This window comes from Brevibacillus reuszeri (assembly GCF_001187725.1).
In the GTDB taxonomy this organism is placed as follows: domain Bacteria; phylum Bacillota; class Bacilli; order Brevibacillales; family Brevibacillaceae; genus Brevibacillus; species Brevibacillus reuszeri.
This window is the reverse complement of record NZ_LGIQ01000009.1, coordinates 575,788-600,391: the sequence shown is the minus strand read 5'-3', so window position 1 is coordinate 600,391 and position 24,604 is coordinate 575,788. Positions and strand designations below refer to the sequence as shown.

Annotated in this window: 19 protein-coding genes; 17 read left to right on the top strand and 2 right to left on the bottom strand. The window is 47.7% G+C overall.

Annotated elements, in window-relative coordinates:
- Nucleotides 1-34: 34 nt before the first annotated feature.
- The 13 genes from ADS79_RS17280 (at nucleotide 35) to ADS79_RS17220 (ending at nucleotide 16,666) form a co-directional block, all read left to right on the top strand.
- Entirely contained in the window at nucleotides 35-1,825 is a 1,791-nt protein-coding gene (locus ADS79_RS17280) for a M28 family metallopeptidase (RefSeq protein WP_049739652.1), read from the top strand.
- A 12-nt stretch (nucleotides 1,826-1,837) separates the two neighbouring features.
- Nucleotides 1,838-3,604 (top strand): M28 family peptidase, encoded by a 1,767-nt coding sequence (locus tag ADS79_RS17275; protein WP_049739651.1) that lies wholly within the window; start codon nucleotides 1,838-1,840, stop codon nucleotides 3,602-3,604.
- 345 nt (nucleotides 3,605-3,949) lie between these two features.
- Nucleotides 3,950-5,719 (top strand): M28 family metallopeptidase, encoded by a 1,770-nt coding sequence (locus ADS79_RS17270; protein WP_049739650.1) that lies wholly within the window; start codon nucleotides 3,950-3,952, stop codon nucleotides 5,717-5,719.
- A 13-nt stretch (nucleotides 5,720-5,732) separates the two neighbouring features.
- Complete coding sequence (locus ADS79_RS17265; protein WP_236700016.1) at nucleotides 5,733-7,457, top strand: ABC transporter substrate-binding protein; 1,725 nt, start codon at nucleotides 5,733-5,735, stop codon at nucleotides 7,455-7,457.
- Between the two features lie 36 nt (nucleotides 7,458-7,493).
- On the top strand, nucleotides 7,494-8,549 hold the full coding sequence (locus tag ADS79_RS17260) for an ABC transporter permease (protein ID WP_084765973.1): 1,056 nt from the start codon (nucleotides 7,494-7,496) through the stop codon (nucleotides 8,547-8,549).
- A gap of 5 nt (nucleotides 8,550-8,554) precedes the next feature.
- Complete coding sequence (locus ADS79_RS17255) at nucleotides 8,555-9,490, top strand: ABC transporter permease (RefSeq protein WP_236700015.1); 936 nt, start codon at nucleotides 8,555-8,557, stop codon at nucleotides 9,488-9,490.
- A 17-nt stretch (nucleotides 9,491-9,507) separates the two neighbouring features.
- Nucleotides 9,508-10,521, top strand: coding sequence for an ABC transporter ATP-binding protein (locus tag ADS79_RS17250; RefSeq protein WP_049739649.1), 1,014 nt, complete (start codon nucleotides 9,508-9,510; stop codon nucleotides 10,519-10,521).
- Nucleotides 10,500-11,531: an ABC transporter ATP-binding protein gene (locus ADS79_RS17245; RefSeq protein ID WP_049739648.1), complete on the top strand. Its 1,032-nt coding sequence runs from the start codon at nucleotides 10,500-10,502 to the stop codon at nucleotides 11,529-11,531. The genes ADS79_RS17250 and ADS79_RS17245 overlap by 22 nt, the downstream gene beginning before the upstream one ends.
- The gene (locus ADS79_RS17240; RefSeq protein WP_049739647.1) at nucleotides 11,528-12,283 is read left to right on the top strand and encodes an aspartate/glutamate racemase family protein; all 756 of its coding nucleotides are present in this window, start codon (nucleotides 11,528-11,530) and stop codon (nucleotides 12,281-12,283) included. The genes ADS79_RS17245 and ADS79_RS17240 overlap by 4 nt, the downstream gene beginning before the upstream one ends.
- Before the next feature lie 93 nt (nucleotides 12,284-12,376).
- Complete coding sequence (locus ADS79_RS17235; RefSeq protein ID WP_049739646.1) at nucleotides 12,377-13,174, top strand: aspartate/glutamate racemase family protein; 798 nt, start codon at nucleotides 12,377-12,379, stop codon at nucleotides 13,172-13,174.
- Nucleotides 13,158-14,921, top strand: a complete 1,764-nt coding sequence (locus ADS79_RS17230) for a M28 family peptidase (RefSeq protein ID WP_049739645.1) — start codon at nucleotides 13,158-13,160, stop codon at nucleotides 14,919-14,921. The genes ADS79_RS17235 and ADS79_RS17230 overlap by 17 nt, the downstream gene beginning before the upstream one ends.
- Before the next feature lie 163 nt (nucleotides 14,922-15,084).
- Nucleotides 15,085-15,921, top strand: a complete 837-nt coding sequence (locus ADS79_RS17225) for a TIM barrel protein (RefSeq protein ID WP_049739644.1) — start codon at nucleotides 15,085-15,087, stop codon at nucleotides 15,919-15,921.
- A gap of 289 nt (nucleotides 15,922-16,210) precedes the next feature.
- Nucleotides 16,211-16,666, top strand: a complete 456-nt coding sequence (locus ADS79_RS17220) for an Lrp/AsnC family transcriptional regulator (protein ID WP_049739643.1) — start codon at nucleotides 16,211-16,213, stop codon at nucleotides 16,664-16,666.
- Nucleotides 16,667-16,763: 97 nt separating this feature from the next.
- Here the strand turns inward: ADS79_RS17220 and ADS79_RS17215 are convergent, their stop codons facing one another.
- Together ADS79_RS17215 and ADS79_RS17210 are read right to left on the bottom strand one after the other, a co-directional pair.
- On the bottom strand, nucleotides 16,764-17,972 hold the full coding sequence (locus ADS79_RS17215) for an MFS transporter (protein WP_049739642.1): 1,209 nt from the start codon (nucleotides 17,970-17,972) through the stop codon (nucleotides 16,764-16,766).
- A 334-nt stretch (nucleotides 17,973-18,306) separates the two neighbouring features.
- Nucleotides 18,307-20,301 (bottom strand): Na+/H+ antiporter, encoded by a 1,995-nt coding sequence (locus ADS79_RS17210; protein ID WP_049739641.1) that lies wholly within the window; start codon nucleotides 20,299-20,301, stop codon nucleotides 18,307-18,309.
- A gap of 350 nt (nucleotides 20,302-20,651) precedes the next feature.
- Between ADS79_RS17210 and ADS79_RS17205 the strand changes: the two genes are divergently transcribed.
- From ADS79_RS17205 to ADS79_RS17190, 4 genes are read left to right on the top strand one after another with little or no spacing between them, the layout of a single operon-like run.
- The gene (locus ADS79_RS17205; protein WP_049739640.1) at nucleotides 20,652-21,365 is read left to right on the top strand and encodes an HAD family hydrolase; all 714 of its coding nucleotides are present in this window, start codon (nucleotides 20,652-20,654) and stop codon (nucleotides 21,363-21,365) included.
- A 15-nt stretch (nucleotides 21,366-21,380) separates the two neighbouring features.
- The gene (locus ADS79_RS17200; RefSeq protein ID WP_049739639.1) at nucleotides 21,381-22,226 is read left to right on the top strand and encodes a MurR/RpiR family transcriptional regulator; all 846 of its coding nucleotides are present in this window, start codon (nucleotides 21,381-21,383) and stop codon (nucleotides 22,224-22,226) included.
- A gap of 4 nt (nucleotides 22,227-22,230) precedes the next feature.
- Entirely contained in the window at nucleotides 22,231-22,983 is a 753-nt protein-coding gene (locus ADS79_RS17195; RefSeq protein WP_236700014.1) for an MBL fold metallo-hydrolase, read from the top strand.
- Nucleotides 22,984-23,004: 21 nt separating this feature from the next.
- A complete protein-coding gene (locus tag ADS79_RS17190; RefSeq protein ID WP_049739638.1) occupies nucleotides 23,005-24,594 on the top strand; it encodes an ABC transporter substrate-binding protein in 1,590 nt (529 codons plus the stop codon).
- Nucleotides 24,595-24,604 lie beyond the last annotated feature (10 nt).

Genomic DNA, 24,604 nt, shown 5'->3' with positions numbered 1-24,604 from the left:
GTACACGATCTTCGTTGGAGAGGAGGCTTTCGGCGTGACTTTAGAAATCGATCAGGTAGAGAAAAGCGTGTTAGACGACATCGCGACAGATGTTCCGAAAACGATTCTGGACCGATTTGTCACATTAACCCGTGAATCGGGGAGTGAGGACGAAAGAATTGCTGCTCATTTTTTGGCCCAGTTTCTGGAGGATTGGCAAATCCCGCATCGGATTCATTACCCGAATATTCACTTAAGTGTTCCTATAAAGGCTACCCTCATCGTTACTGGACCTGTATCGCGAGAAATCACAGCCAAAACACCGTCGTGCTCGATTTCGACGGGGAACCAATGGATCTGCGGAGAGGTGGTGTACATACCTGCAGAGGAAGACGATCTCTCCGATGCATTTGACCCGCTGGCAACCAATAAATACGGTGATATCCGAGGGAAGATTGTATTGACTGACGGATATCCGGTGTCAGGAAAAACAAAAGAATTGGGCAATGAGGGAGCGCTTGGTGTTATTTTCATCAGTCCAGGTCGTTATATCCATGAGGGAACGATCGGCGTCGTCTGGGGCTCACCTGATTTGGATACCATGAACGAGGAGCCGCGGATTCCTGCTTTGATGATCGGAAAGCAGGACGGACACGAACTTATTACCGATTGTCAGGCAGGAAAAGTCACCTTGCAATTCCAGACGCTTTTGGACAGCGGCTGGTTTCCATGTCCACTGATTGATATCTGGATTGAGGGAACCGAGGAATCCGAAAAGTACGTTTTATTGCACGGTCATTTGGATTCCTGGCATCAGGGGATAGGAGACAATGGCACGGGAAATGCCGCCTTGATGGAAATGGCACGTCTGTTTCATAAGCATCGCCATCTACTAAAGCGCAGTATACGAATTGCGATTTGGCCAGGGCATTCGACAGGCAGATACGCAGGCTCAACCTGGTTCGCAGATCAGTTTGGCCTCGATCTCGACGAGAATTGCATTGCGCAGGTGAATTGCGACTCACCAGGCTGCCGCTGGGCAACTTCGTACGAGGACATGTCCTGGATGAGCGAGGTAGAGGAGCTCTGCCAATCCTCTATCCAAGATGCCGTCGGGGAGCAGTCCAAAGGCTTTCGGCCACATCGAGCGGGCGATTATTCCTTTAACAACATCGGTATCACGGCATTTTATATGCTTTCGTCCAGCATTCCTGCAGAAGAGTTGGAGGAAAAGGGCTACTATGCTGTTGGCGGATGCGGATCGAATATCGAGTGGCACAGTGAAGAGGACCTCATGCATCTCGCTGACCTGAATATTCTCGTTCGAGACATCCGGGTGTACATGACTACGATTCTTCGCGTGGTCAATTCCCCGATTCATCCCTTTTCCTTTTCGAAAACGGTGGCAGAGCTGATGGACACGATCGAGGAATACGAGACGGCAGCAATGGGGCATTTTTCGTTCTCTCTTGTGAAAAAGGAAGCCATGGAGCTTTCACATGAATTACAGGGATTTTACAAGAAGCTTCCATTCATTTCATCTACCATAGTCTCAGATCCAAATGTGAAAAGAGTGAATGAGGTCATACGCCAAATTGGACGAGAGCTCGTCACTATCAACTTTTCAAAAACGGGTAAATTCCGCCATGATTTGGCGATTGATATGCCGCGATTACCAGATTTATCTGCGTCGCACTATTTGTCCAAGCTTGATCCTGCCTCTCACGCGTATAGGGTTGTCCTCACGTATCTTACACGCGGTCAAAATCGCGTAGCTTGGACCTTGCAGCGTGTACGTAAGCTGTTGAAAATGTGCTCATTCGTAAGTGAAAAAGCCACAACCTAATCGGAGGGTGCCATGACGAGTCTCATAAAAGAGCATGAGAAGCTGCTGCTTGATGAAATCAGCATGGAGATCCCCAAACGGATTTTGGAAACATTTAGCGGGTTGATCCGAGAGTCGGGCAGTGAGGACGAGCGAACTGCCGCCCGTTTTCTCGCGTCGCTCTTGAAAGAATGGGGTGTACCACATACCGTACACGAGCCTTCTATCTACTTGAGCGTCCCTAAAACAGCTTCAGTAAAGACGCTTACACCTGAAACCAAGTCTTATCGTGCAAAAACGCCTTCCTTCTCCGTCTCGACAAATGGCATGCCTGTAGCAGGGGAGCTGGTTTATGTTCCCTCTGCACAAGCAACGGACCGATACGATATATTCGATGCCAAAGTGAAGGAAGAAGTGAATGACCTGACTGGGAAAATCGTCATCAGTGAGGGGTTGGCGATGCCTGAAAAGGTTGCCACCTTCCACGACAAAGGAGTTCTTGGTGCCATATTCATCAATCCTGGCAAGAGCATCCACGATGGGATTTGCACCACGATTTGGGGCTCCCCGGACTTGGATACGATCGACAATGAGCCAAAAATTCCTGTGGTTGCCATCAACAAAACGGATGGAGAAGAGCTAAAGGCGATGTGCAAGGCAGGAAAAACGATGGTCGAGCTGTCTACCCGTCTGGAAAAGGGCTGGTTCAAATGTCCGCTAATTGACTTGTTTATCGAAGGAACCGAGGAACCGGAAAAGTATATTCTCTTGCACGGCCATCTGGATTCCTGGCATGTGGGGATAGGAGATAATACAACAGGGGATGCAGCATTGATGGAAATGGCGCGGATTTTCTACAAGCATCGCGACAAGCTGAAGCGGAGCTTGCGAATTGCCATCTGGCCAGGCCATTCCACAGGACGCTATGCTGGATCGACATGGTTTGCTGACCAGTTTGCACTCGATCTTGATGCCAATTGCATTGCGCAAGTAAACTGCGACTCTCCCGGCTGCCGTCAGGCTACCTCCTACGAAAAAATGGACTGGACGAATGAAGTGGAGGATCATTGCAAGCAGGCCATTTACGATGCAGTCCAGGAGGAAGCCAAGGGAAAACGTCCGAATCGTGCTGGCGACTATTCGTTTCACAATATTGGGATCACATCCTTCTACAAGCTATCGTCCAGTATTCCGCAGGAGCATTTGAAGGAAAAAGGCTATTATCCGGTAGGCGGCTGCGGTTCCAACATTGAATGGCATACGGAAGACGACTTGATGCATGTAGCTGATTATGAGATTTTGCACAGAGATTTGCGTGTATATATGACCTCGATCTATCGTGTGTTACAGGCGACTATACTTCCCTATGATTTCCGCAAGACTGCTGATGAGTTCATCGAAACCATCCGGGAGTATCAGGAAGCGGCTGGTAAGCATTTTTCATTTGAACAAGCTGCAAGCGAAGCCACGACTCTTCGCCGTTTTTTAGAGGAGTTTTATAGCGATTTGCAATCACTGCAAACGACAAATCTTTCTTCGCCAGCTGTAAAGGAAGCAAATCAAAAGCTTTTGCAGCTAGGCAGGACCCTTATTCCAATCAACTTTACTCGCCGAGGGAATTTCCACCATGATCCTGCCGTTCAGATTCCCGCATTGCCCGATATCGCTCCTGCGCTGCAGCTAGCAGCATTAGAGTCAGGCTCTCACCGTTATCGTGTCACGCAAACTCATTTGCTTCGAGGACAAAATCACGTTGTTTGGGCAATGAAAGAAGCGCAAAAGATCATTAAGGGCCAATAGATCACTAACAGCTCAGCATTCATGCTTTCTGTTCTGTTCAGTAATAACCTTTTGGCAGTCATCGACTAGCTTAGTCTGTGGCTGTCTTTTTTATCGTTCTCCATGGAATGGCCCCACATCGACTTTGGTGCTTGCTGCTTTTAGCGTTGGAAGTTGAATTTTCTGAATCTTAGGTTTTTAGGGTCTTTACTGCCTGGCATTCCAACCCTAAATTCATATTCAAGGAAGAGGTTTTCCACAATTCGACAGCAAGATGGGCGTTTGTTTGCCCTTTTCGTGAATGGCACGGGACTTGCGTATATGACCAGACGAGGCACGCGAACGATAAAAGGGGGTAGATGAGTATTGGTTGAAGCCATGAAAAATCTGCTGGATGAGATCAGCATGGAGACGCCAAAGGTGATCCTGGAGCGCTTTGGCAGCCTGGTGAGAGAATCGGGAAGTGAAGACGAGAGAGTCGCTGCTCAGTATTTATCCAGTCTGTTGGATCAGTGGGGTGTACCTCATCAGGTGCATCGCCCAAATCTTTATCTGAGTGTACCAAGACCTGCGAGGCTCAAGCTGGTAATGCCCGTGGAAAAAGAAATACGAGCGAAGAATCCGGCCTTTTCTGTGATTACTGGTGATGAATGGAAAGGCGGGGAATTGATCTATGTCCCCACGGGTTTCAAGAAAAAGTGGGACAACCAAAAGGATGCATCCTTTGATCCAGCGTCTAGAAGCCTGTCGGGGAAGATTGTCTTGACCGAGGGTTTTCCAAGACCAGCTAGAATCAGAGAGCTAAACGAGCAAGGAATTATCGGCGCCATATTCATCCACCCCGGCAAAAACATTCACGAGAGCATTTGTACACCGATCTGGGGAGCGCCGGACCTGGATACGTACGAAAACGTCCCGAAGCTGCCAGTGTTGATGATCAATCGCACAGACGGACAGGAACTGATTGATAGAATCGCCCAAGAAAGTGTGGAGGTGCAATTCCAAACCCATTTGGATCAAGGCTGGTTTACATGTCCACTTATAGACATCTTCATCAAGGGCACAGAAGAACCAGATAAATATGTCCTGCTGCACGGGCACATGGATTCATGGCATCAGGGATTGGGTGATAACGCCACCGGAAATGCTGCCATGATTGAAATGGCCAGAATCTTCTACCAAAATCGTCACCTGCTGAAACGAAGCCTGCGCATTGCGATATGGCCGGGGCACTCCACTGGTCGTTATGCAGGATCGACTTGGTTTGCGGATACTTTTGGATTGGATCTAGATGAAAATTGCATCGCCCAGGTTAATTGCGATTCTCCCGGATGTCGATGGGCGACCTCCTACCACGAGATGAGCTGGATGAGCGAAGTCGATCCATTCTGTAAAACGGCCATTCAGGAAGCGATCGGAGAAGAATCCGTGGGACATCGACCACCGCGTGCAGGCGATTATTCATTCCATAACATTGGATTGACTGGCTTTTATATGCTGTCCTCAAGCATTCCTGATGAAGTGCTACAGGAGAAAGGCTACTATCCTGTTGGCGGTTGCGGGTCAAATATTGAATGGCATACGGAAGAGGACCTGATTCACATCATCGATTACGAAATCCTGAAGCGAGATGTGCGAGTCTATACTGCTTCTCTCTATCAGATTGTGAATGCCACCTTGCATCCTTTCCACTTTGTAAATACCGTTGATGAGTTTATCCAGACGATCGAGAGGTACCAAAAAGCTGCAGGCAATCATTTTTCATTCGAGCTCGCACTTGTTCAGGCGAGAGAGCTTCGTACGACGTTAGTCGATTTCTACAATCGAATCGAGCACGTGCAGCTCCACACGAGGGACGTTAGCGATCCGCAAGTAAAGCGTGTTAATGAGGTACTACGAAACTTGAGCAGATCACTGGTACCCATCAATTTTACTCGCCGTGGCAAGTTCTGGCATGATCCAGCCGTTGATATTCCACCTCTTCCTGATATCGCACCTGCCAACACACTGCCTCAGCTTGAGGAAGGGTCCCATCATTACAGGGTGACTCTGACGCACTTGATGAGGGGACAAAACCGACTTTCCTGGACATTGCATCATGCCAAGCGCCTCGTACACACATCATCTATCTTTTAGGGGGGGAAATCGAGTGAAAAAAGCAAGCAAGTGGAAGTTCGGTCTATTGGCAACAACCGTGCTCCTGGGAACAGTGCTTTCTGCATGCACCAGCGAGAGCCAGACGCAGCCCAAAACCAACGATACGCCGAAAACAGAGCCTGCGGATGCCAAGAGCAGGGAGATTCGCACTCTGCAAATCCTGACCAGACCGCAAGCCTCCTCACCTGATGAATACGAGCGGGCCAACCTGATTGCGGGAGCCATGAAAGAGTTGGGTATCAGCGTCGAGCTTAAGGCAATGCCCTATGAACAGCAATCGGACATCGTCTGGTATAAACGCGACGAGTGGGACATGACTGGCTGGCAAATGGCAGCACGTCCAGAGAGATTAGATCCGGATGAATTCATTTATAACCTGTTCCATTCCAGTACGGCAAAAGACGGCTACAACTTTGTAGGATACAACAACCCTGAGTACGACAAGATTGCGGAGCAGCAGCGGATCACGGTTGACAGAGAAGAGCGGAAAAATCTGATTTTCAAAGCACAGGAGCTGATCGCCAGCGACGTCGCTTATCTTTTCAATGTCCACCCTAAATTAAAATACGTGTATAACCATCAAGTGTTTGACAAAAACTCCATCGTTGAGATGGCGGGGATGGGTATCCGCAACATTTGGACTTATCTGAATGCGGAACCGATTGGGCAGCAAAAAAACATGATCTTAAATAGCAACGACTCCGTTCAGGCTATCAATCCATTTTACATTAGCGGCTCTTTTGACTCATGGGTAACCGAGCTGATTTGGGATCGTCTGATGCGAATCGACAAAGACGGTCTTCCGAAGCCTTGGGCTGCTGAATCAGTCACCTGGAAAACTGATACACAGGTGGAAATCAAGCTGCGAGCAGGGATGAAATGGCATGACGGCAAACCCGTTACCGCCGAAGATGTGAAGTTCTCCTATGAGGCTCCGCTAACCGGTGAAGTGCCGATGTATAAACCGTTTGTTGAAATCATCGATAAGATCGATATCAAAGATCCGCTCACCTTGGAGTTTACGCTGAAACGACCATGGGCTGCATTCGAAACGGCCAGCTTATCCAAATTGAATCTCGTTCCCAAGCATATATGGGGTCCGATCATTGAGGATTTGAAGAATAAACCGGAGAATGCGGAGAGCTATCAGGAGAAAACACCCATCGGCTCTGGACCGTTCAAATACGAGAACTGGAAATTCAAAGAGGAAGTCGTATTAACCTCCAACAAAGAGCACTTTTCACCTCCAAAAATCGAGAAGTGGATCATGAAGGAGATTCCAAACACCGAAGCGTCTCTTGGAATGATCGAAAATGGAGAAATCAACTTCCTGGCAGTGTTTCCTGGAGATGGACAGCTGCTCCAGCAAAAGGTAGAAGCTAGCCCAAATCTCACGATGGTAACAACGACCGATCTCGGCTTCCAATTCTTTGCTGTGAACCATCGCAGACCACCATTTAATGATGTGGCTTTCCGGCGCTCCTTGGCTGCTGCCATTGACCGGGACATGATGGCACAAGTCGTATACAAAGATTTCGCAGAACCGGGCGATTCCGTCATATCGCCAGCCCTGTCAATCTGGAAAAATCCGAATCTACCATATCCAACAGGTGGAGTAGAGGAAGCGAAAAAGATTTTGCAAGAAGCTGGCTATGAGTGGAATGCAGCAGGTAAACTGCTCTATCCGGCAGGCAAAAAAGAAGAGCTCGGAAAATAAGGGCAGAATCTCCTTCATTTGTGCCAGGTGCGAGGAATGCTGGCCGTAGTTGATCGCAAGCATTCCTCGCCTTTGAAGCCTTCCGAGAAAGGAGAGAACGTATTGGGGAACCGATCAAAATTCATTTTGAATCGTCTCGCTCAGATGATCCTGACCCTCTGGATCATTGCGACGATCCTGTTTTTTATCTTTCGACTGATGCCTGGTAATCCGCTGGTTGCCTACATTGACCCGACGTTTACGAAGGAGCAGCAAGACATTTTGATGGCACAGTTTGGCTTGGATAAACCGCTGTGGATGCAATATTTGATCTATCTAGCCAATCTGGTCCAGGGAGAGCTAGGCGATTCGTTTAAATTTCGGGCGCCTGTGATGGATGTGATTTGGGGCGTTTTGCCCAACACGCTGTACCTGATGATCTTTTCGTTCGCGATGGCTTACCTTGTCGGGATATTCGGCGGTGTACTCCTTGCATGGAAGCGCAAAACCAAATTCGAGACAGTCGGCATAATCGTCACCCTGTTTACGAGATCCGCTCCTCAAATGTGGGTCGGCATGATCGTGCTTGTGATCTTTTCCTTTCAGTTGCATTGGTTTCCATCAGGGGGAGCTTCCGCGACAGGTGTTGTCTATGCATCCGAATGGGAGAAGCTTACTTCACTTTCGTTTCTGAAGCACCTGTTTCTGCCGGCATTGACCGCGGCTATCTATCTGATGGGGCTTCCTCTGCTATTGATGAGGTCCAACATGCTGGATGTAATGGGTGAATCCTACGTGGAAGTCGCCAGAATGAGGGGGCTTAGTGAGCGTAGAATCATGCTCAAATACGCCGCGCGCAATGCAGCACTGCCAGTTGTCACCGCTATGGCCGTGGGGATCGGGTACGCGCTTGGAGGAAATGTCGTTATTGAAATGGTTTTTAGCTGGCCAGGTTTGGGGCGTCTTCTCGTCAATGCGGTTTCGGCAAGTGATTACGCCTTGGCCCAAGGAGCGTTTATCTTGAGCGCAGCTGTGATGGTCATGATGAACTTTGTGGCAGATATCCTGTACAGCTTTTTGGATCCGAGGGTCACATTTGGTAAAGGGAGGTGAGTGGAATGAACACGGACGTAAGAATGGGGCAGAGCCCTGTACAAGTCACTTATCGAAAAACAAGTCTGCTGACGATTCTTGCAAAGAATGTTGCGGGTGTCTACCGTTTTTTGAAAAATGATCCGTTTAGCATGACGGGTGCTGTCATTTACCTGTTTTTTATCTTGATCGCGCTGTCCGCACCACTCATCGCTCCCTATGATCCACATGAGATGATCAAGCACAACGGAAAACTGGCGTTCAACCAACCGCCTTCTGCTGAGCATTGGCTAGGAACAACGAACATGGGACGAGATATTTTCTCCCAGCTCATCTATGGCGCAAAGCCTGCGATGATGGTGGGGCTTACCGCAGCATTCTTTGTGGTGGTCGTAGGCACGCTGGTCGGTCTGTTCGCAGGCTACTACAAAGGCCGTGTCGATGGTGTACTGATGCGTGTCACCGATATTGCATTCGGTATTCCGTTTGAACCATTCGTCATCGTTTTGGTCGCTTTCTTAGGGCCGAGTGTCTGGAATATCGTCCTGGCGATGGGGCTGCTTTTATGGCGGGATACGGCTCGTGTCATACGCTCCCAGGTTCTCACGGTACGCGAGCGTAGCTTTGTGGAAGCGGCAAAAATTTCGGGCGCTTCTGATTTACGTATTTTATTCGTACAGGTAGCTCCGAACATCCTTCCGCTTTCCTTTTTGTACGGATCGCTTGCCATGGGCTGGGCAATCTTGACGGAGGCGGCAGTCAGCTTTCTCGGATTTGGCGATCCTGCCATGATGAGCTGGGGCTTCATGCTGAATGATGCGTACGCTTCCCAGGCATTGAGTCGCGAGGCGTACTGGTGGATTATTCCGCCTGGCATATTTATCATGCTGACGGTCATGGCTGGATTCTATATCGGAAGAGGCTCTGAAGAAATTTTGTATCCTCGGTTGAAGAATCAATAACCAAGGCGGTGAAATCATTGTCGTTATTGGAAGTAAACGACTTGAAAATCTACTACAAAACGTCGCGTGGAATGAGCAAAGCCGTCGATGGCGTATCCTTCGCGGTGGATCAAGGCAAAAGCCTGGGGCTTGTGGGGGAAAGCGGCTGCGGCAAAAGCACCTTGGTGAAGGGCATTATTCGCGTGCTCGCCGGAAATGGGAGCATTGCCGGAGGTTCGGTCACGTTTGATGGGAAAGACTTGACCCAGATGGCCGAATCAAGCATCCGCCAGGTTCGCTGGAAGGATTTATCCCTCATCCCACAGGCGGCGATGGACTCGCTCAATCCTGTTTATCCTGTCATTGATTCATTCCTGGAGATTTTGACGCTAAAGGGAAAGCTTTCTCGGGCAGAAGCAACGAAAAGAGCACATGATCTGTTCACTATGGTTGGATTGGATACAAAGCGGCTGCGGTACTATCCACATGAATTCTCAGGAGGAATGAAGCAGCGGGCGATGATTGCACTCGCGCTCGCACTAAGCCCCAAGCTTGTCATTGCGGATGAGCCCGTTACTGCACTGGACGTGATTGTACAAAATCAGGTCCTTCGGGTTCTGAAAACTTTGAAAAAGGAGCTTGGACTTACGCTGGTTATGATTACTCATGATATTTCTGTTGTAGCACAGACATGTGATGATGTGGCGGTGATGTACGCTGGGAAAATCATTGAAATGGGTCCTGTTTCACAAGTGCTGAAAAGCTCGATGCATCCGTACACGATGGGACTAGCCAATGCGTTCCCAAACCTGAAGAAAACAGAAAACACATTGATCTCGATTGAGGGTTCTCCGCCCGACTTGGTTGATCCACCCAAAGGATGCCGATTCGCTGCCCGCTGTCCTTTTAGGCTCGAAGCATGTAGCCAAGTAGAACCAGCGCTTGTTCCCGTGGGCGATCGTCATTTTGCAGCATGTCATCGTTTGGACGAAATCGCTGTTCTGCAGGAGATGGCCAAGGAGGTAGGTACATGGCAGAAAATCCCATCATAGAAGTCCGCGGGCTTTCCAAGCATTTTGAAGCAAGGCAGCATTTGTTTCGCAAAAGCGGAGTGGGAGGAGGCGTGTTAAAGGCAGTTGACGATGTGAGCTTTCGTATCCCCAAAGGACATTCCCTAGGCATCGCCGGTGAAAGCGGATGCGGAAAGACCACAACCGCCAAGATGCTCTTGAAGCTGTATGAGCCCACTTCTGGCAGCTTTTTATTCAACGGCAAAGACATCACGCATGTACGAGGGAAGGAAGAGCTCAAACAGTTTCGCAAGCAAGCGCAATTGATGTTTCAAAATCCATTTGAGGCCCTGAATCCGCGATTTACGATTTTTCGCTCTTTGCTCGAGCCGCTGATTGTTCACAACATAGGCACAAAGGAAGAGAGAGTTCTCCTCATCAAGCAGGCACTTGAGCAAGTCAATTTGATTCCCGCGGAAAATTTTTTTGAAAAGTACCCTCACCAGATGAGCGGGGGGCAACTCCAAAGGGTCGTATTGGCAAGGGCACTGATTGTAGATCCGATTTTCCTGGTAGCGGATGAGCCGGTATCCATGCTGGATGTCTCCGTACGTGCGGGCGTTCTCAACTTGATGAAAGCCTTGACAGAGCGTCTGCAGCTTACGACGGTCTACATCTCCCACGATCTATCGCTCATCTCTTATATGTGTGAGCAAACGGCGATTATGTATCTGGGAAAAGTCGTTGAGATCGGAGATACCATGAGCGTCTTGCACAAGCCCAAGCATCCCTACACTCAGGCCTTGCTAGCAGCAGTACCCTCTCCTGATCCAGACGAGGATCCGGAGGAGGTTCGCATAAAAAATCATGTGCCAAGCCCGATCAATATGCCCAGAGGTTGTCATTTTCAGGACAGATGCCCGTATACCGAGGCTATCTGCCGGGAGACGACCCCTGAGCTGCGACAAGCGGATACTGGTCAAATCGTCGCTTGCCACATGGTTACGCCTTATTTGGAAAGAAAGGCAGAAAGAGAGGAGCATGTGATATGAAGATCATGTACGTCGTACCAGGCCCGATGGATCAAAAGGAAGCCACTCGCAGAGGCGAGCTGCTGGGGCTCTGGGCAGCTCCCGGGACGAATGTGGAAATCGTCACGGTACAAGAGGGGCCAGCATCCATCGAATCGATGTATGAGGAATACTTGTCCATTCCTCCAGTTGCCAAGATCATGTATCAGCTAGAACAAGAAGGTTATGATGCCGCCATCCTCGGTTGTGCAGGTGACCCGGGCCTCGATGCATTTCGGGAGATCACCAGTCGCATGCTTGTGGTGGGTCCTGCTGCAAGCAGCTTTCATGCAGCCGCCATGCTTGGGCATCAGTTCACCTTGCTCACGGTTGCAGACAGCATGATTGGTTCGAGTCGTGAGTTAGTCGCCAGATCGGGATTAACTGACAAGCTGGCCTCTGTGCGTGCTGTCAACATCCCCGTACTGGAACTGGCCACAAATCGGAAAGAGACGTTGGAAAAGCTCGTTCGCATCGGACGAGAAGCCATCGAGAAGGACCACGCTGATGTCCTTGTTCTCGGCTGCATGTCTATGGGCTTTTTAAATGTGGCGGAAGAATTGCAAGAAGCGCTTGGCATTCCTGTGGTCAACCCTGCGAAAATTGCGTTGAAAATGACAGAAGCCCTCGTGGCGATCGAGCTGGTTCATTCCAAGAAGGCATTTGCGATACCGCCAAAACTGTCCAGTGGGAAAGTGAAATCACTCGATGAGCTGTTGGTGAGCCGTTCCTGATTTGATAACGGAATTCAAGAAGGAAAAGGGATAGACGTACAAGATGAAAAGTTTTGGACTCGCTAGGGCAAATGGCAGAGGGGTGAAGCGCTGGTGAAGATAGCCTATGTCGGAGCAGCGCCAAAATCAACAGAAGAAGTAGAGAGGCGGAGGAGTTTGCTGCAAGAATGGTCAGCTCCCGGCACAACTATTCAAATGGCTTATGCAAAAGATGGTCCTGCCTCGATCGAATCCATGTATGAAGAGTACCTCGCGATATCTGGATATGCGAAAGGCATGGTCCGCTTGGAATATGAAGGCTTTGATGCCGCAATCGTCGGATGTGCAGGTGATCCAGGTATCGATGCCTATCGGGAGCTTTGTACAAACATGCTTGTTGTGGGACCAGGAATGAGTAGTTTCCATGCGGCTGCCGTGCTCGGGCGGAAATTTACACTACTGACTGTAGCCGATAGCATGATTGCCAGCAGTTATGAATTGATTCAGAAATCTGGGCTTGCGAGTATGGTCACGTCCGTTCGAGCGGTCAACATACCCGTATTGGAACTGGCTGCGAATCGGGAGGAGACACTGGAAAAGCTCGTTCGCATCGGACGGGAAGCCATCGAGAAAGACCGCGCGGACGTGCTTGTTCTTGGCTGCATGTCTATGGCATTTTTACAAGTCGCAGAAGACATGCAGAAGCTGCTTGAAATCCCTGTGATCAATCCGGCAAAAGCGGCACTGAAGCTCGCTGAATCATTGGCAAGCTGTGGCTTGAAGCAATCCAAAGCAGCATTTACCGTACCGCCAAAGCTACCTTCAGAGCAAGCAAACACAATCGAAGAATTGCTTATCAAGAGAGAAAATAAATCCACGTTGGGAGAGAGTTATTATGACAATTACCTATAAAGATACGGAAAAAACACTCCTGGATGAAATCAATCTGGATGCTTCAAAAGTTATCCTGGAGAAGTTCAGCACTCTTGTTCGTGAATCATCCAGTGAAGACGAGCGAACTGCCTTTAATCATCTCGTCAGCTTCTTGGAAGAATGGGGAGTACCGCATAAGGTTCATCATCCAGAGCTGTATCTGAGTGTTCCGGTACACGCAGGGGTCAAAGTGACAAGTCCGACGGTAAAGGAAATTCGCGCAAAAACGCCAGCATTCGCTGTTTCCACGGGCGATCAATGGGTGAGCGGAGAGCTTGTTTACGTCCCATCCGGTCATGCAGCAGACATGCAGGAAGTGTTTCATTCCCAGGTCAGTGTCGATTCGAGTGACCTGAAAGGAAAGGTGGTTATTACCGAAGGTCTCGCCATGCCAGGAAAAGTAGCCTCATTTGACAAGCTTGGTGTACTTGGTGCGATTTTCGTTAATCCGGGCAAAAATATCCATGATGGAATTTGCACAACGATTTGGGGAGCCCCTGATCTGGATACGATTGACCATGAGCCAAAAATCCCTGCGTTAGCGGTCAATCGAGCAGATGGTGATGAGCTGATCGAGCTGTGCAAGCAAGGAAATGTTCAAGTCGAATTCCAGACCGTCCACAAGAAGGGATGGTTTGCCTGCCCGCTCATCGATATTTTCATCGAAGGGTCAGAAGAGCCAGAGAAATTCGTCTTGCTTCATGGACATCTGGACTCGTGGCATGTCGGGATTGGTGACAATACTACCGGGGATGCAGCGATGCTGGAAATGGCACGTGTGTTCTTCAAGCATCGCGACAAGCTGAAGCGCAGCTTGCGAATTGCCATCTGGCCAGGCCACTCCACAGGACGCTATGCGGGCTCAACTTGGTTTGCCGACACATACGGTCTCGATCTGGATGCTAATTGTGTCGCACAAGTAAACTGCGATTCACCGGGATGCCGTTGGGCCACATCCTACGACTACAGTGAATGGATGAGCGAAGTAGATGAGCTGTGCCAAGGAGCTATCATGGATACGGTACAACAGGGCTCGAAAGGCAGTAGACCTTCTCGTGCAGGAGACTACTCGTTTAATAATATCGGGATTACTTCTTTCTATATGCTTTCCTCAAGTATGCCGGAGGAGCTGCTGAAGGAAAAAGGATATTATCCTGTGGGTGGTTGCGGTGCAAACATCGAATGGCACACCGAAGAGGATTTGCTGCCCGTGGCAGATTTGGACATTCTACTCAAGGACATCAAGATCTACACGGCTTCCATTCTGCGCGTGGTCAATGCCTCCGTTCTACCGTACAATTTCCGCAATACCGTAGACGAATTCATGGAAACGATCCAAAGCTATCAAGAAGCAGCAGGGAATCACTTCAGCTTCGAGACAGCGCTGGCAGAGGCACAAAATTTGCGTGCAGAACTGGATTCGTATTACCAAGCGATCGAAAGGTTGGAAAATGCGGAAGTGACCGACCCACAGGTTAGGAAGGCGAATGAACAGCTGCAGGAGCTCGGACGGACGCTGATTACAATCAATTTCTCTCGCCGTGGCAAATTCCGCCATGATCCGGCTCTCGATGTTCCCAAGCTGCCAGATATCGCTCCGGCCATGACCTTGAATACTCTTACACCAGATTCACATTTGTACAATGTAACGATCAATCACCTAAGACGTGGTCAAAACCGCGTGGCGTGGGCTTTAAAAGAGGCGAAGCGAATCATTCTCAGTTAAGTAAGTGTTTTCAGAAAAAAGGAAGTCGCGAAGACCCGATAGCATTCATGATCGGGTCTTTTTCGCTCTTTTTTTAACCTCTATCCTTTCAGAATGATAGGAATGAAAATTGGGGAGATATGGTAGAATCAAGGGGAGGATTGGAATTAGGGAGGAATGAAAGTTGAACAAGCATAGATTTGGTGTTTCTGGAAGCACCATTTTAACGAATCCCAAGCAATTCGCTGAATTATTTTGGGACGATATTGACTTCATTGAAATTGGGGAATTTCCGAGTGAATCAGCTTTCCATGCTTTCTTAGATCTTTGTAGAGAGAAACAAACTCCCTTTGGCGTTCATTCACCGTTATTACGCAATGGAAGTAAATACGACTTGCTCGAAAAGGTTTCATTTGATCCTCTGGTAGCCAGAAAGCAAGTAGAGGAAGAAGCCGCATTATTGTCACGTCTAGGTGCTGAATATATGCTGGTGCATTTTCCTTACTTCACAGGTGAAACCACTGAAAATGTAAACAAGTTAATAGAAGTGGGATTGCAAGAATTGAGCCGTATTCAAAACGAATACGCGATACCGATTATTTGTGAACCGAAATTAGGGATTGGCCGTTCTCCGAAAGGAATTCAATATCTTGATTCTTTTCCGTTAGAAATTTGGGAGAAGTACTCCTTGAAGCTCTGCATAGACATAGGGGATTATCTGATTGCAACAGGCGAGGAAATTGTAAACTATGTAGAGAAGTGGAAACAATACATCAGAGTCGTTCATTTGCACAATGTAGCTTATCAAGGCGATAAATACATTTGGATTCCAGTACATCCAAGTCATGAAAATAACGGAGAGCAATACAAGCTAGCACCTATTCTGGTGTTTTTATCACAATGCAATGAAGTAAATTTCATTTTTGAACATACACCACATAGCAACCCAAGTAGAGAGTTTGTTCATGAAGGATATTCCTGGACAAAAAATATGGTGATGTCTTGTTGTGTTAATGGATAAACGGTCATAAATAGTTCCTTGAATCCATCTTTGTTGTGGAGCAGGGACTTTTTTACGTTTATCGGGGCATATCAAATGAATAAGAAAAAACGCCAGTCAAAAAACACACTTTGATCAATGATTTATCGTCTCTTTAAATAGTTATCGTATTGGTTTTTTGTTCCTGCATTTTATAATTATAATAGCTTTTCACAAGTATCATTAACTATCATTAGCAGATTACTAAGAAACTAATGAAAATTAGTCAATTTGGGTAAAAACACCTTTATTTTAAAAGGAGGATAAATCAATGGATCAAATCGATCGAAATATCCTGTACCACCTTCAGCATCAAGCGCGAATTTCTATGACTGAGCTTGGCAAGTGCGTCGGTCTGTCACAACCAGCTGTAACGGAAAGAGTAAAGCGTATGGAGGAGAAGGGGATAATCGAACAATATCGTACGATCGTTTCTCCTGAAAAAATCGGAAAACATGCCGCAGCCTATATGCCGTTTCATACTAGGGACTGTGATGGATTTATTGAATTTTGCCGTTCCTCCCCCGAAGTGATCGAATGTCATCGTATTAGTGGGGAATACAATTATATGTTGAAAATCATTACCGATTCGATTCGATCTTTAGAAGAATTTGCAAATAAATGCAATAAATACGGAACATACACGACTCTTATAGTGATGTCATCGCCAATTGATCATAAATTCTTCATTTCTAATGATGTACATTCTCTTTCTGATAGCATCTAGAAGCGATATACAACAAGAAATCCGGAGATCAAACCGGATTTCTCATTTCATGATTCTTGAGATAAAGCTACGGTGGATTATTTTTATAGTAGCTGCTTCAGCGTTTCATAGCTCGAAATCCATGTTCTTTGGAACGCCCGGTAATGAGTAGAGCAAACAGGAGCAAGAGGAGCACTACCCACGGGAAATTACTAATGCCAAGTGTTTCAAGAAGGATACCACCGATTATACCGCCACCACCGATGGCCATGTTCCAACCGGTTACAAGCATCGACTGGGCTACATCAGCATTTTCACCAGCTGCTTCTGCCAGTGCTGTTTGAAGTAATGTCCCGGCACCCCCAAAGGTCAGCCCCCACAATACAATACTGAAATAGATGACCTCAGATTGACCGATAAAGATCCCCATCAGTACAGATGCCGCAGCGAAGCCAGTGAGGCTAAATATTGTGAGCATACGCAACCAATGATCGATCAGCATGCCAATCATCCAAATACCAACCACGGAAGCAATGCCAAATAGAAACAGGATTAAATCAATTCTCCCGGAAAGCCCTGCCTGCGCAAGGAACGGGGCGATATAGGTGTAGAGGACATTATGCGCGAGTACCCAGAACACCACGACAAAGAGAACGGATCGGATCCCGGGTAGAAAGAAAACGTTGCGAAGGGGAAGCCGCTTTTTGGCAGCTTGCCCTGGAAAATCAGGAACTGCTTTGAGCACCCAAAAAATAAGTAGTAGCGACAATAGGGATGTAATTCCAAAAACAAGTCGCCACCCGATATAGCCCCCAATATAAGTTCCAATAGGTACACCCAGCAGAAGCCCGAGTGGAGAGCCGATCATCGCCACTGCCAACGCCCGTCCTCTCAAAGATTCGTGAACCATGCGACGCGCATAGCCTGCGGTTATTCCCCAGACAACACCGCCGGACACACCCGCGAAGAAGCGTGCAGCCAATGTCAGGATATAATTGGGGGATACGCTTGTAATCGTGTTGAATACAAGAAAAACAAGAAGACACATCAGGAGCAGTCGCCGTCTTCGCCACCCTCGTGTAGCCGTGATTAAAGGTATCGCAGCCAAAGTAGAGCCGAGGGCATATAAGGTGATGAGTTGGCCAGTGAGGGCTTCTGAAATTCCGAGCCCATCGCTGATTTGGGGCAACAAACCTGCTGGAAGCGTTTCAGTGAGGATACAGATAAACCCTGCCATCGCCAAAGCGAGTAATTTCCCCCATGGAAGACGGTCGGAAGTAGTATTATTCGATGCAGGCTGTGCGGCTGAAGCTATATTTTGGTTCATATAAGAGCACCTCTCTCTATATTTTCTAGCTCAGTGGATCTATGCCAAGCGCCGATTTTCTTGGTGACTTTTAGTTTACAGGATGAATTCGATGTTTAACATGCGTAACCAACTAAATATTTAACTTTTTTGTTTTGAAACAAATGAAATTATTTATAAATACCTATAATTTAAAGTTGAATGTTGTTTACTTCGATCCTCACATCAAAAACAATAAATCAGGGATAACAAAAAAGCCGGTTACACCATTTAACGTGGTGAAAGCCGGCTTTTTTTAAATCTGGAGCACCTTACCGTGCCAAATCCGTGTTTTGCTGGCGGAAAAGTGGATATCTCAGTGTCCTTCTTGGGACTCGAACAAACTTGCTTCACGGTAATTAACGTCCATGCGTAATTTACCGGCAAAGTGTCGATCGATGTCGCCTTGCTCGTATAACATCTGAATGGCGTTTCGTTCCGCTTGGATGGCCTTCAGTTCTAGCTCTTTTCGCTGAAAGCTCATGTTACGTCTAGTACCACTTCTACGCTTGTTGTTTTGGTATTGCAATGCCATCGACCGATAATCGGCCAGAACAGTAAGGACTGCATCCCGATTTTCCTCATTCTCCATTTGTTTAAGCCTGGTGATGGCGGACTGAATGGCTTCGAGTTTCAATTCCTTATAGCTGTCCCATTCAGGGTCAGAAGGAGTTATGAGACTGGGGATGCGATTTCGGCCTTTTAGCCATTTGCGCACGGTGGACCAGGCGAGCAGCAGCAACAGCTTGAACTTGACCCGATTCGTCAGTAAAAGCTCGATTCGATTCAGAGACGCACGGAAATAGGCGGCTAGCTGCGGGGTGATTCGCTCTTCGTATAACCAGCGTTCACCGACTTCTCGCTCCGCCTTCAATGCTTCCAGACGGATGTTTACCATCGCTCGCCAAGCCTGACCGATATCCGTTGTTCCCTCGAACTTTGCTTGCTGCATACGGCGAGTATACTCACCAACCAGTTCTACACCCTCTTGCTTGTTCTCCTCGTTCATTTCTTCGCGCACTGTGCGTAAGCCAGAATCCAGCACAGCAATACGAGCCGTGCGTTCTGTTTCTGCTCGGTTTTCAGGATGATCTCCTGTTTCTTCAGATTTTCGTACGAGTAAAGGCAGGAAGGTGCTGGCAGAAATCAGCGTCAGCAAAATAACTCCCGCACAAATAAAGAGAATCAGGTTGCGTTCAGGAAATGCACTGCCGTTGTCTAATACCATTGGGATCGAGAACGCGGCTGCGAGTGTTAGGGCGCCACGAACACCAGAGAGTGCAGTGATGACGGAAGAGCGCAGCTGACGATCCCTCGCCAATACCACGAGAAAGCGTAAAATCATCAATACGGCTGTAATCAGAAAGATATAACCGATGACCTGTCCGTTCTGATAGGCAGGGTCCTCCCATATTTTCGCTACGACTCCTGGAATCTCCAGTCCGAGCAAGAGGAAAACGAGACCGTTTAGTGAGAAAAGGATGACTGACCAGGTGCTGTCAGACACGATACGAAGACGAACAGAAGCAGATTCCACACGATCTCTCTCAATTGCATGGACGACACCTGCGGCGACAACGGCTAGAATACCTGAAACATGGCATTCTTCTGCTGCAATATAGATGAGAAACGGGGTGAGGATAATGATCAGCATATGTAGCGTCACATCCTCCATTCCGAGCCGACGCAAGAGCAAACGGAGCCAAATGACGGCAAAACCGAGTAGAGCGCCAATCACCAAACCACCGATTGCAATCACAAAAAAGCTACCAATGGCCTCAGACAAGGAAAAATAACCGGTAACAGTAGCAGCAATGGCAAAGTTGAACGCTACCAGACCCGAGGCATCGTTCATCAACGATTCTCCTTCGAGCAGACGCAAAATGTTTCCGGGCAGTTTGATACGGCCAGCGATCGACCCAACAGCTACAGCGTCAGTCGGTGAGAGGATAGCAGCAAGCGCGAATGCTGCGGATAGTGGAATGGTTGGAATGAGCCAGTGAATGAATGGACCTGCAAGAAGTACAGTAGCAAAAACGAGTCCTAAAGCTAATAACAAGATGTAGGTTCGGAGCTTCCACAGCTCATCGCGAGGAGTAATTTTCCCATCGTTGAAGAGCAGGGGAGCGATAAACAGAACCATGAATAATTCAGGGTTCAATGGAACGTGATGCAGGCTAGGCATATACGCGGCTACGATCCCAAGTGCAATCTGAATGAGTGGTACCGGAATGAACGGCACAAAGCGCTGAATGACATTAGAAGCACCGATGAGCAATAACAACACGAGTACCATGAGTAGGATTTCCATAAAGAAATTTGCTCCTTCAAAGTTTTGTCGCTCAGTAAACATACTGATCCATATGTATCACGCTTATTCCTCGATAACTATTGTAGTTGATAAAATCACGTCCAACGATCTGGTGGGGAAGACATTATATAGGAATGATATCGCACGTTACTTTTATAGTGAAATATTTTCTGTATTTAAATATTGTAACGTTTGCAAGTTTAATTGTGAACAAGGGATTTCAGTAATTTACCATTTCAACAATTTTCGTTAAAGCTAGGTTAATATCCGTTCACTATGATGACTATGAAGGAAATGAATCAAAACAAAAATAATGAAGGAAATACTACACGGAAATGAGGGTATGCAGCATGATTCAGTTTTTATGGTTTGATCTTGGGTACACACTGGTAAAAATGAACAGGGAAGAGATTTACCAGAAGGTACTTGGAGAGTTCGATGTATACCGCAGCCAGGAGGAAATCGCGCTTGCCTATCATCGAACAGACAAGCTGTTCATGCGAGAGTATCAAGGCGTGCTTGGCAAAGACAGCAGAGCCTTTTTACCGTGGTACGTTGGTGCTCTTAACTATAAATTGCGTCTTTCCCTACCGATTGAAGATGTGGTTCACGTTTATCGAAAGCTCGCCAGTGAATTTCCACTGCAATGGACTGCTTTCGACGGGGCGAAAGAGACTCTCGGAGAGCTAAAAAATCTCGGCTACAAACTTGGACTGATTTCCAACTGGGATCAAACAGCGAGGGTAGTGCTGGAAAATAACGGGCTTGTCGAGGTGCTCGATGAAATCTTCATCTCCTCCGAAGTAGGACTGGAAAAGCCTGACCCGGCTTTCTTCCGACTGGCCTTGGAAAAAGCCAATGTAACATCCAATCAGTCTCTTTACATTGGAGACAATTACTATGATGATGTGATCGGCTGTCAAAAGGTTGGCATGCACTGTTTGCTCATAAATCCATATGGAAATTGTGGCACAGAGGAACTATCCTATCAGCCAGTTATTCGCGGAATCCAGGATGTAGCTACCTACTTGGGGCATCCGCAGCAGCGTCTTGAGGTCAATTAACGGGAGAGATTTGCGATGCAGTCGTTTGTAGAGAGAATCCAGGAGCATTTTGACTCTTTAAGTACAGGTCAGAAAAAAGTGGCTCACTATATTCAAACCAACATGCAGGATGCAGTCATGCAATCTGCACACAAGATCGCGGAAAATTCGGGGGTAAGCGAAGCAACCGTTCATCGACTGGCGCAGGCTTTGTCCTATACCAGCTTCTCCAATATGCTTCAGGACTTGCGACACTATGTGCTGAAAGATCAGCGTGCCGTGAGAAATTTCCTGATTTCTACAAGCCACCAGGAAGATTCCTGGCTCGAAAAGCATTTTCAGCAAGAGCTGGACAATCTTCATGAGACGATGGCGCGCGCGGGCAAGTCTTCGATCAATCAAGCTGCGCGCATGCTGCTGGAAGCTGAGCGCATCTGGGTAGTTGGTTGGCGGATGGGATTATCCATCACTTCCTATATGAGCTTCGTTCTAAAGTACATGCTGGGCAATTGTGAATTAATTCCTCAAGGAGGTGTTGCGGAATACGCGACCTACATAAAGCCAAGCGATACGGTATTTGCTTGTGGCTTTCCCCGGTATTGCTCCAAAACGCTAAAGGTAGCTGCACACGCAAGGCAAGAGGGAGCAAAAATCATCGCGCTCACCGATTCCGAACTGTCACCATTTGCCAAGCTTGCTGATCTGACACTGTTTGCTTCCAATAAATCGACCGGATTTTTGGATTCGTATACGGCTTCCTTGTCGATGGCAAGCGCGATTATTAACGAGATCTCATACCTGGAGAAAAATCGCGTGCACAAAAATATTCAGAAGATGGAAATGATGTTTAAAGAGTTTCAGGATCAATTTGAGTGGAAATGAAAGCATGGGAAAGGAATCTGGGATGAATATTACGGTGATCGGCTGTTGGGGAGCGTACCCCGAGAAAAATGAGGCGACCTCAGGGTATCTGGTCGAATACAACGGGAGCAAGATTTTGTTGGATTGCGGAAGCGGGGTACTGTCACGTTTGCAAAATCACTGTTCTCTTGAAGAGCTGGATGCGGTCGTCATTACCCATACACATGCCGATCATATTGCGGATGTGTACAGCTTGGAGTTTGCGATTTTAATTCTTATGCAAATTGGCAAACGAAAGAAGCCATTGGACGTGTATGTATATGGTTCAGAGCCAGACGATCTGCCCTTCTGCTTCCCGCAATACGTGCATGTCCATTCGATCAACATTAGTGAGCCATTGATCATCGGTACAGTGAAGCTTGAATTTTCGGAGAACCTCCATGACGTACCCAGTTGTGCGGTCAGGCTGACGTCTGAGGACGGCAAGACACTTGTTTATTCTGGAGATACCGGCTATTGCCAATCGTTGATCGAACTTGCTCGTCATGCGGATGTGTTGCTAATCGAAAGCAGCTTTTACGAATGGCAAAAAGGGCTGATGGATGGTCACTTGACGGCGGGAGAAGCCGGTGCAATCGCTGCTCTAGCGAACGTGAAGCAGCTCTTGCTTACACATTTTCCCCATTACGGAGAGCTTACGCAATTGGTTGAAGAAGCAACACAGCATTACGGCGGACCCATCCATTTGGCTTCTGGTGACATGAAACTATCGATCTAATCCTGGAAAGGGGTTTTTCCCATGTTGAATATACGGAAAACGTTCGTAACAGGCTTCTCCATTCTTGCGGTATTGTCGATGGTCCTCACAGGTTGCGGCAGCAGCGTTACTCCAGCTCCGACAACTACAGGTTCAGCACAAGCAACGACTGAAGCACAACCAAAAGACAGTGGCCAGACTGAGAAAGTAGTGGGCGGAACTGTACGGGTTGCGATGGCAACGGAGCCGGATAATTTGGATCCATACCTGTCTGCAGCGACTGACACCAGTTCGATGATGGACAACGTATTCGACGGTTTGTTCGAAGCAGGGGAAAACAGTGAGTTGGTTCCAGCTATTGCAGAATCATATCAGGTCACCGAGGATGGACTGACCTATACGTTTAAAATTCGTAAAGGAATCAAGTTCCATGACGGCTCGGATTTGACTGCTGAAGACGTTCAATATTCGTATGCAAAGCTGTCCGGACTGAACGGAAAGGAACCGCTCTCGGCAAAGTTTGCAGCCATCGAGAAGATTGATACTCCTGATGATTTCACTGTTGTAGTCAAACTCAAAGAAAAGGACGCAGCTTTTCTAGCCGCCAACATCATCGCAATTGTGCCGAAAGATTATGAAAAACAAAGTGAAAAGCCGATCGGTGCAGGTCCTTTCAAGTTCTCGTCCTATACACCGGGCCAGCAGCTCGTTTTGGAGAGGAATGATCAATTCTACGAACAGGAGAAGAAGCCTGCACTGGAGCGTATCGAATTCAAAATCATGCCAGATTCCAATGCATCCGTACTGGCAATGCAATCCGGTGATATAGACATGATTCCGGGCATTTCTGACCAAGGAGCAAAGCAGCTGGGTGCAGGATTTCAGATCGTATCTGGCCCACAGAACATGGTTCAACTGATGGCATTGAACAATTCCGTCAAGCCGCTGAATGATGTGCGCGTGCGTCAGGCAATCAATTATGCGATCGACAAAGACGTGATTATCCAAACAGTTGCAGAAGGAAACGGAGTAAAGCTGGGATCCAATATGAGTCCGGCAATGAAAAGGTACTATCAAGAAGGCTTGACAGAGCGTTATCAGACGGATGTGGAAAAAGCCAAGGCACTGCTCAAAGAAGCTGGTTACGAAAAGGGCTTCAAGCTGGCAATCACAGTTCCTTCTAACTATTCCTTCCATGTCGACACAGCACAGGTTATCGCAGAGCAGTTGAAGGCAGTTGGCATTGAAGCTGAGATCAAACAAATCGAGTGGAGCAGCTGGCTGGAAGACGTGTACAACAATGCCAAATATGAAGCGACAATCATCGGCTTGACTGGAAAGCTCGATCCGCATGAAGTTCTGGGGAGATTTGAAACCACCTACCGCAAAAACTTCTATAAATTCAGCAACGCCGAGTTCGATGATCTCGTGAATCGGGGACGCACGGAAGTAGACGAGACCAAGCGGGCTGACTTGTACAAAGAGGCACAGACGATCCTCACCGAGCAGGCAGTCGCTGTATTCATCATGGACCCTAGCCGCTCTGTTGCATTGAAGGAAAATTTACACGGCTTCAAAATGTATCCTGTACAAAAATATGATTTCGCCGCGATGTACTTTTCCAAAAAGTAAACGAGGGATG

What these genes read in the sequence shown, in the direction of transcription:
- ADS79_RS17275 (WP_049739651.1), top strand. Translation starts at nt 1,838, where the DNA reads ATGACGAGTCTCATAAAAGAGCATGAGAAGCTGCTGCTTGATGAAATC.
- ADS79_RS17260 (WP_084765973.1), top strand. Translation starts at nt 7,494, where the DNA reads ATGCTGGCCGTAGTTGATCGCAAGCATTCCTCGCCTTTGAAGCCTTCC.
- ADS79_RS17255 (WP_236700015.1), top strand. Translation starts at nt 8,555, where the DNA reads ATGAACACGGACGTAAGAATGGGGCAGAGCCCTGTACAAGTCACTTAT.
- ADS79_RS17245 (WP_049739648.1), top strand. Translation starts at nt 10,500, where the DNA reads ATGGCAGAAAATCCCATCATAGAAGTCCGCGGGCTTTCCAAGCATTTT.
- ADS79_RS17240 (WP_049739647.1), top strand. Translation starts at nt 11,528, where the DNA reads ATGAAGATCATGTACGTCGTACCAGGCCCGATGGATCAAAAGGAAGCC.
- ADS79_RS17230 (WP_049739645.1), top strand. Translation starts at nt 13,158, where the DNA reads ATGACAATTACCTATAAAGATACGGAAAAAACACTCCTGGATGAAATC.
- ADS79_RS17220 (WP_049739643.1), top strand. Translation starts at nt 16,211, where the DNA reads ATGGATCAAATCGATCGAAATATCCTGTACCACCTTCAGCATCAAGCG.
- ADS79_RS17215 (WP_049739642.1), bottom strand. Translation starts at nt 17,972, where the DNA reads ATGAACCAAAATATAGCTTCAGCCGCACAGCCTGCATCGAATAATACT.
- ADS79_RS17210 (WP_049739641.1), bottom strand. Translation starts at nt 20,301, where the DNA reads ATGGAAATCCTACTCATGGTACTCGTGTTGTTATTGCTCATCGGTGCT.
- ADS79_RS17205 (WP_049739640.1), top strand. Translation starts at nt 20,652, where the DNA reads ATGATTCAGTTTTTATGGTTTGATCTTGGGTACACACTGGTAAAAATG.
- ADS79_RS17200 (WP_049739639.1), top strand. Translation starts at nt 21,381, where the DNA reads ATGCAGTCGTTTGTAGAGAGAATCCAGGAGCATTTTGACTCTTTAAGT.
- ADS79_RS17195 (WP_236700014.1), top strand. Translation starts at nt 22,231, where the DNA reads ATGGGAAAGGAATCTGGGATGAATATTACGGTGATCGGCTGTTGGGGA.
- ADS79_RS17190 (WP_049739638.1), top strand. Translation starts at nt 23,005, where the DNA reads ATGTTGAATATACGGAAAACGTTCGTAACAGGCTTCTCCATTCTTGCG.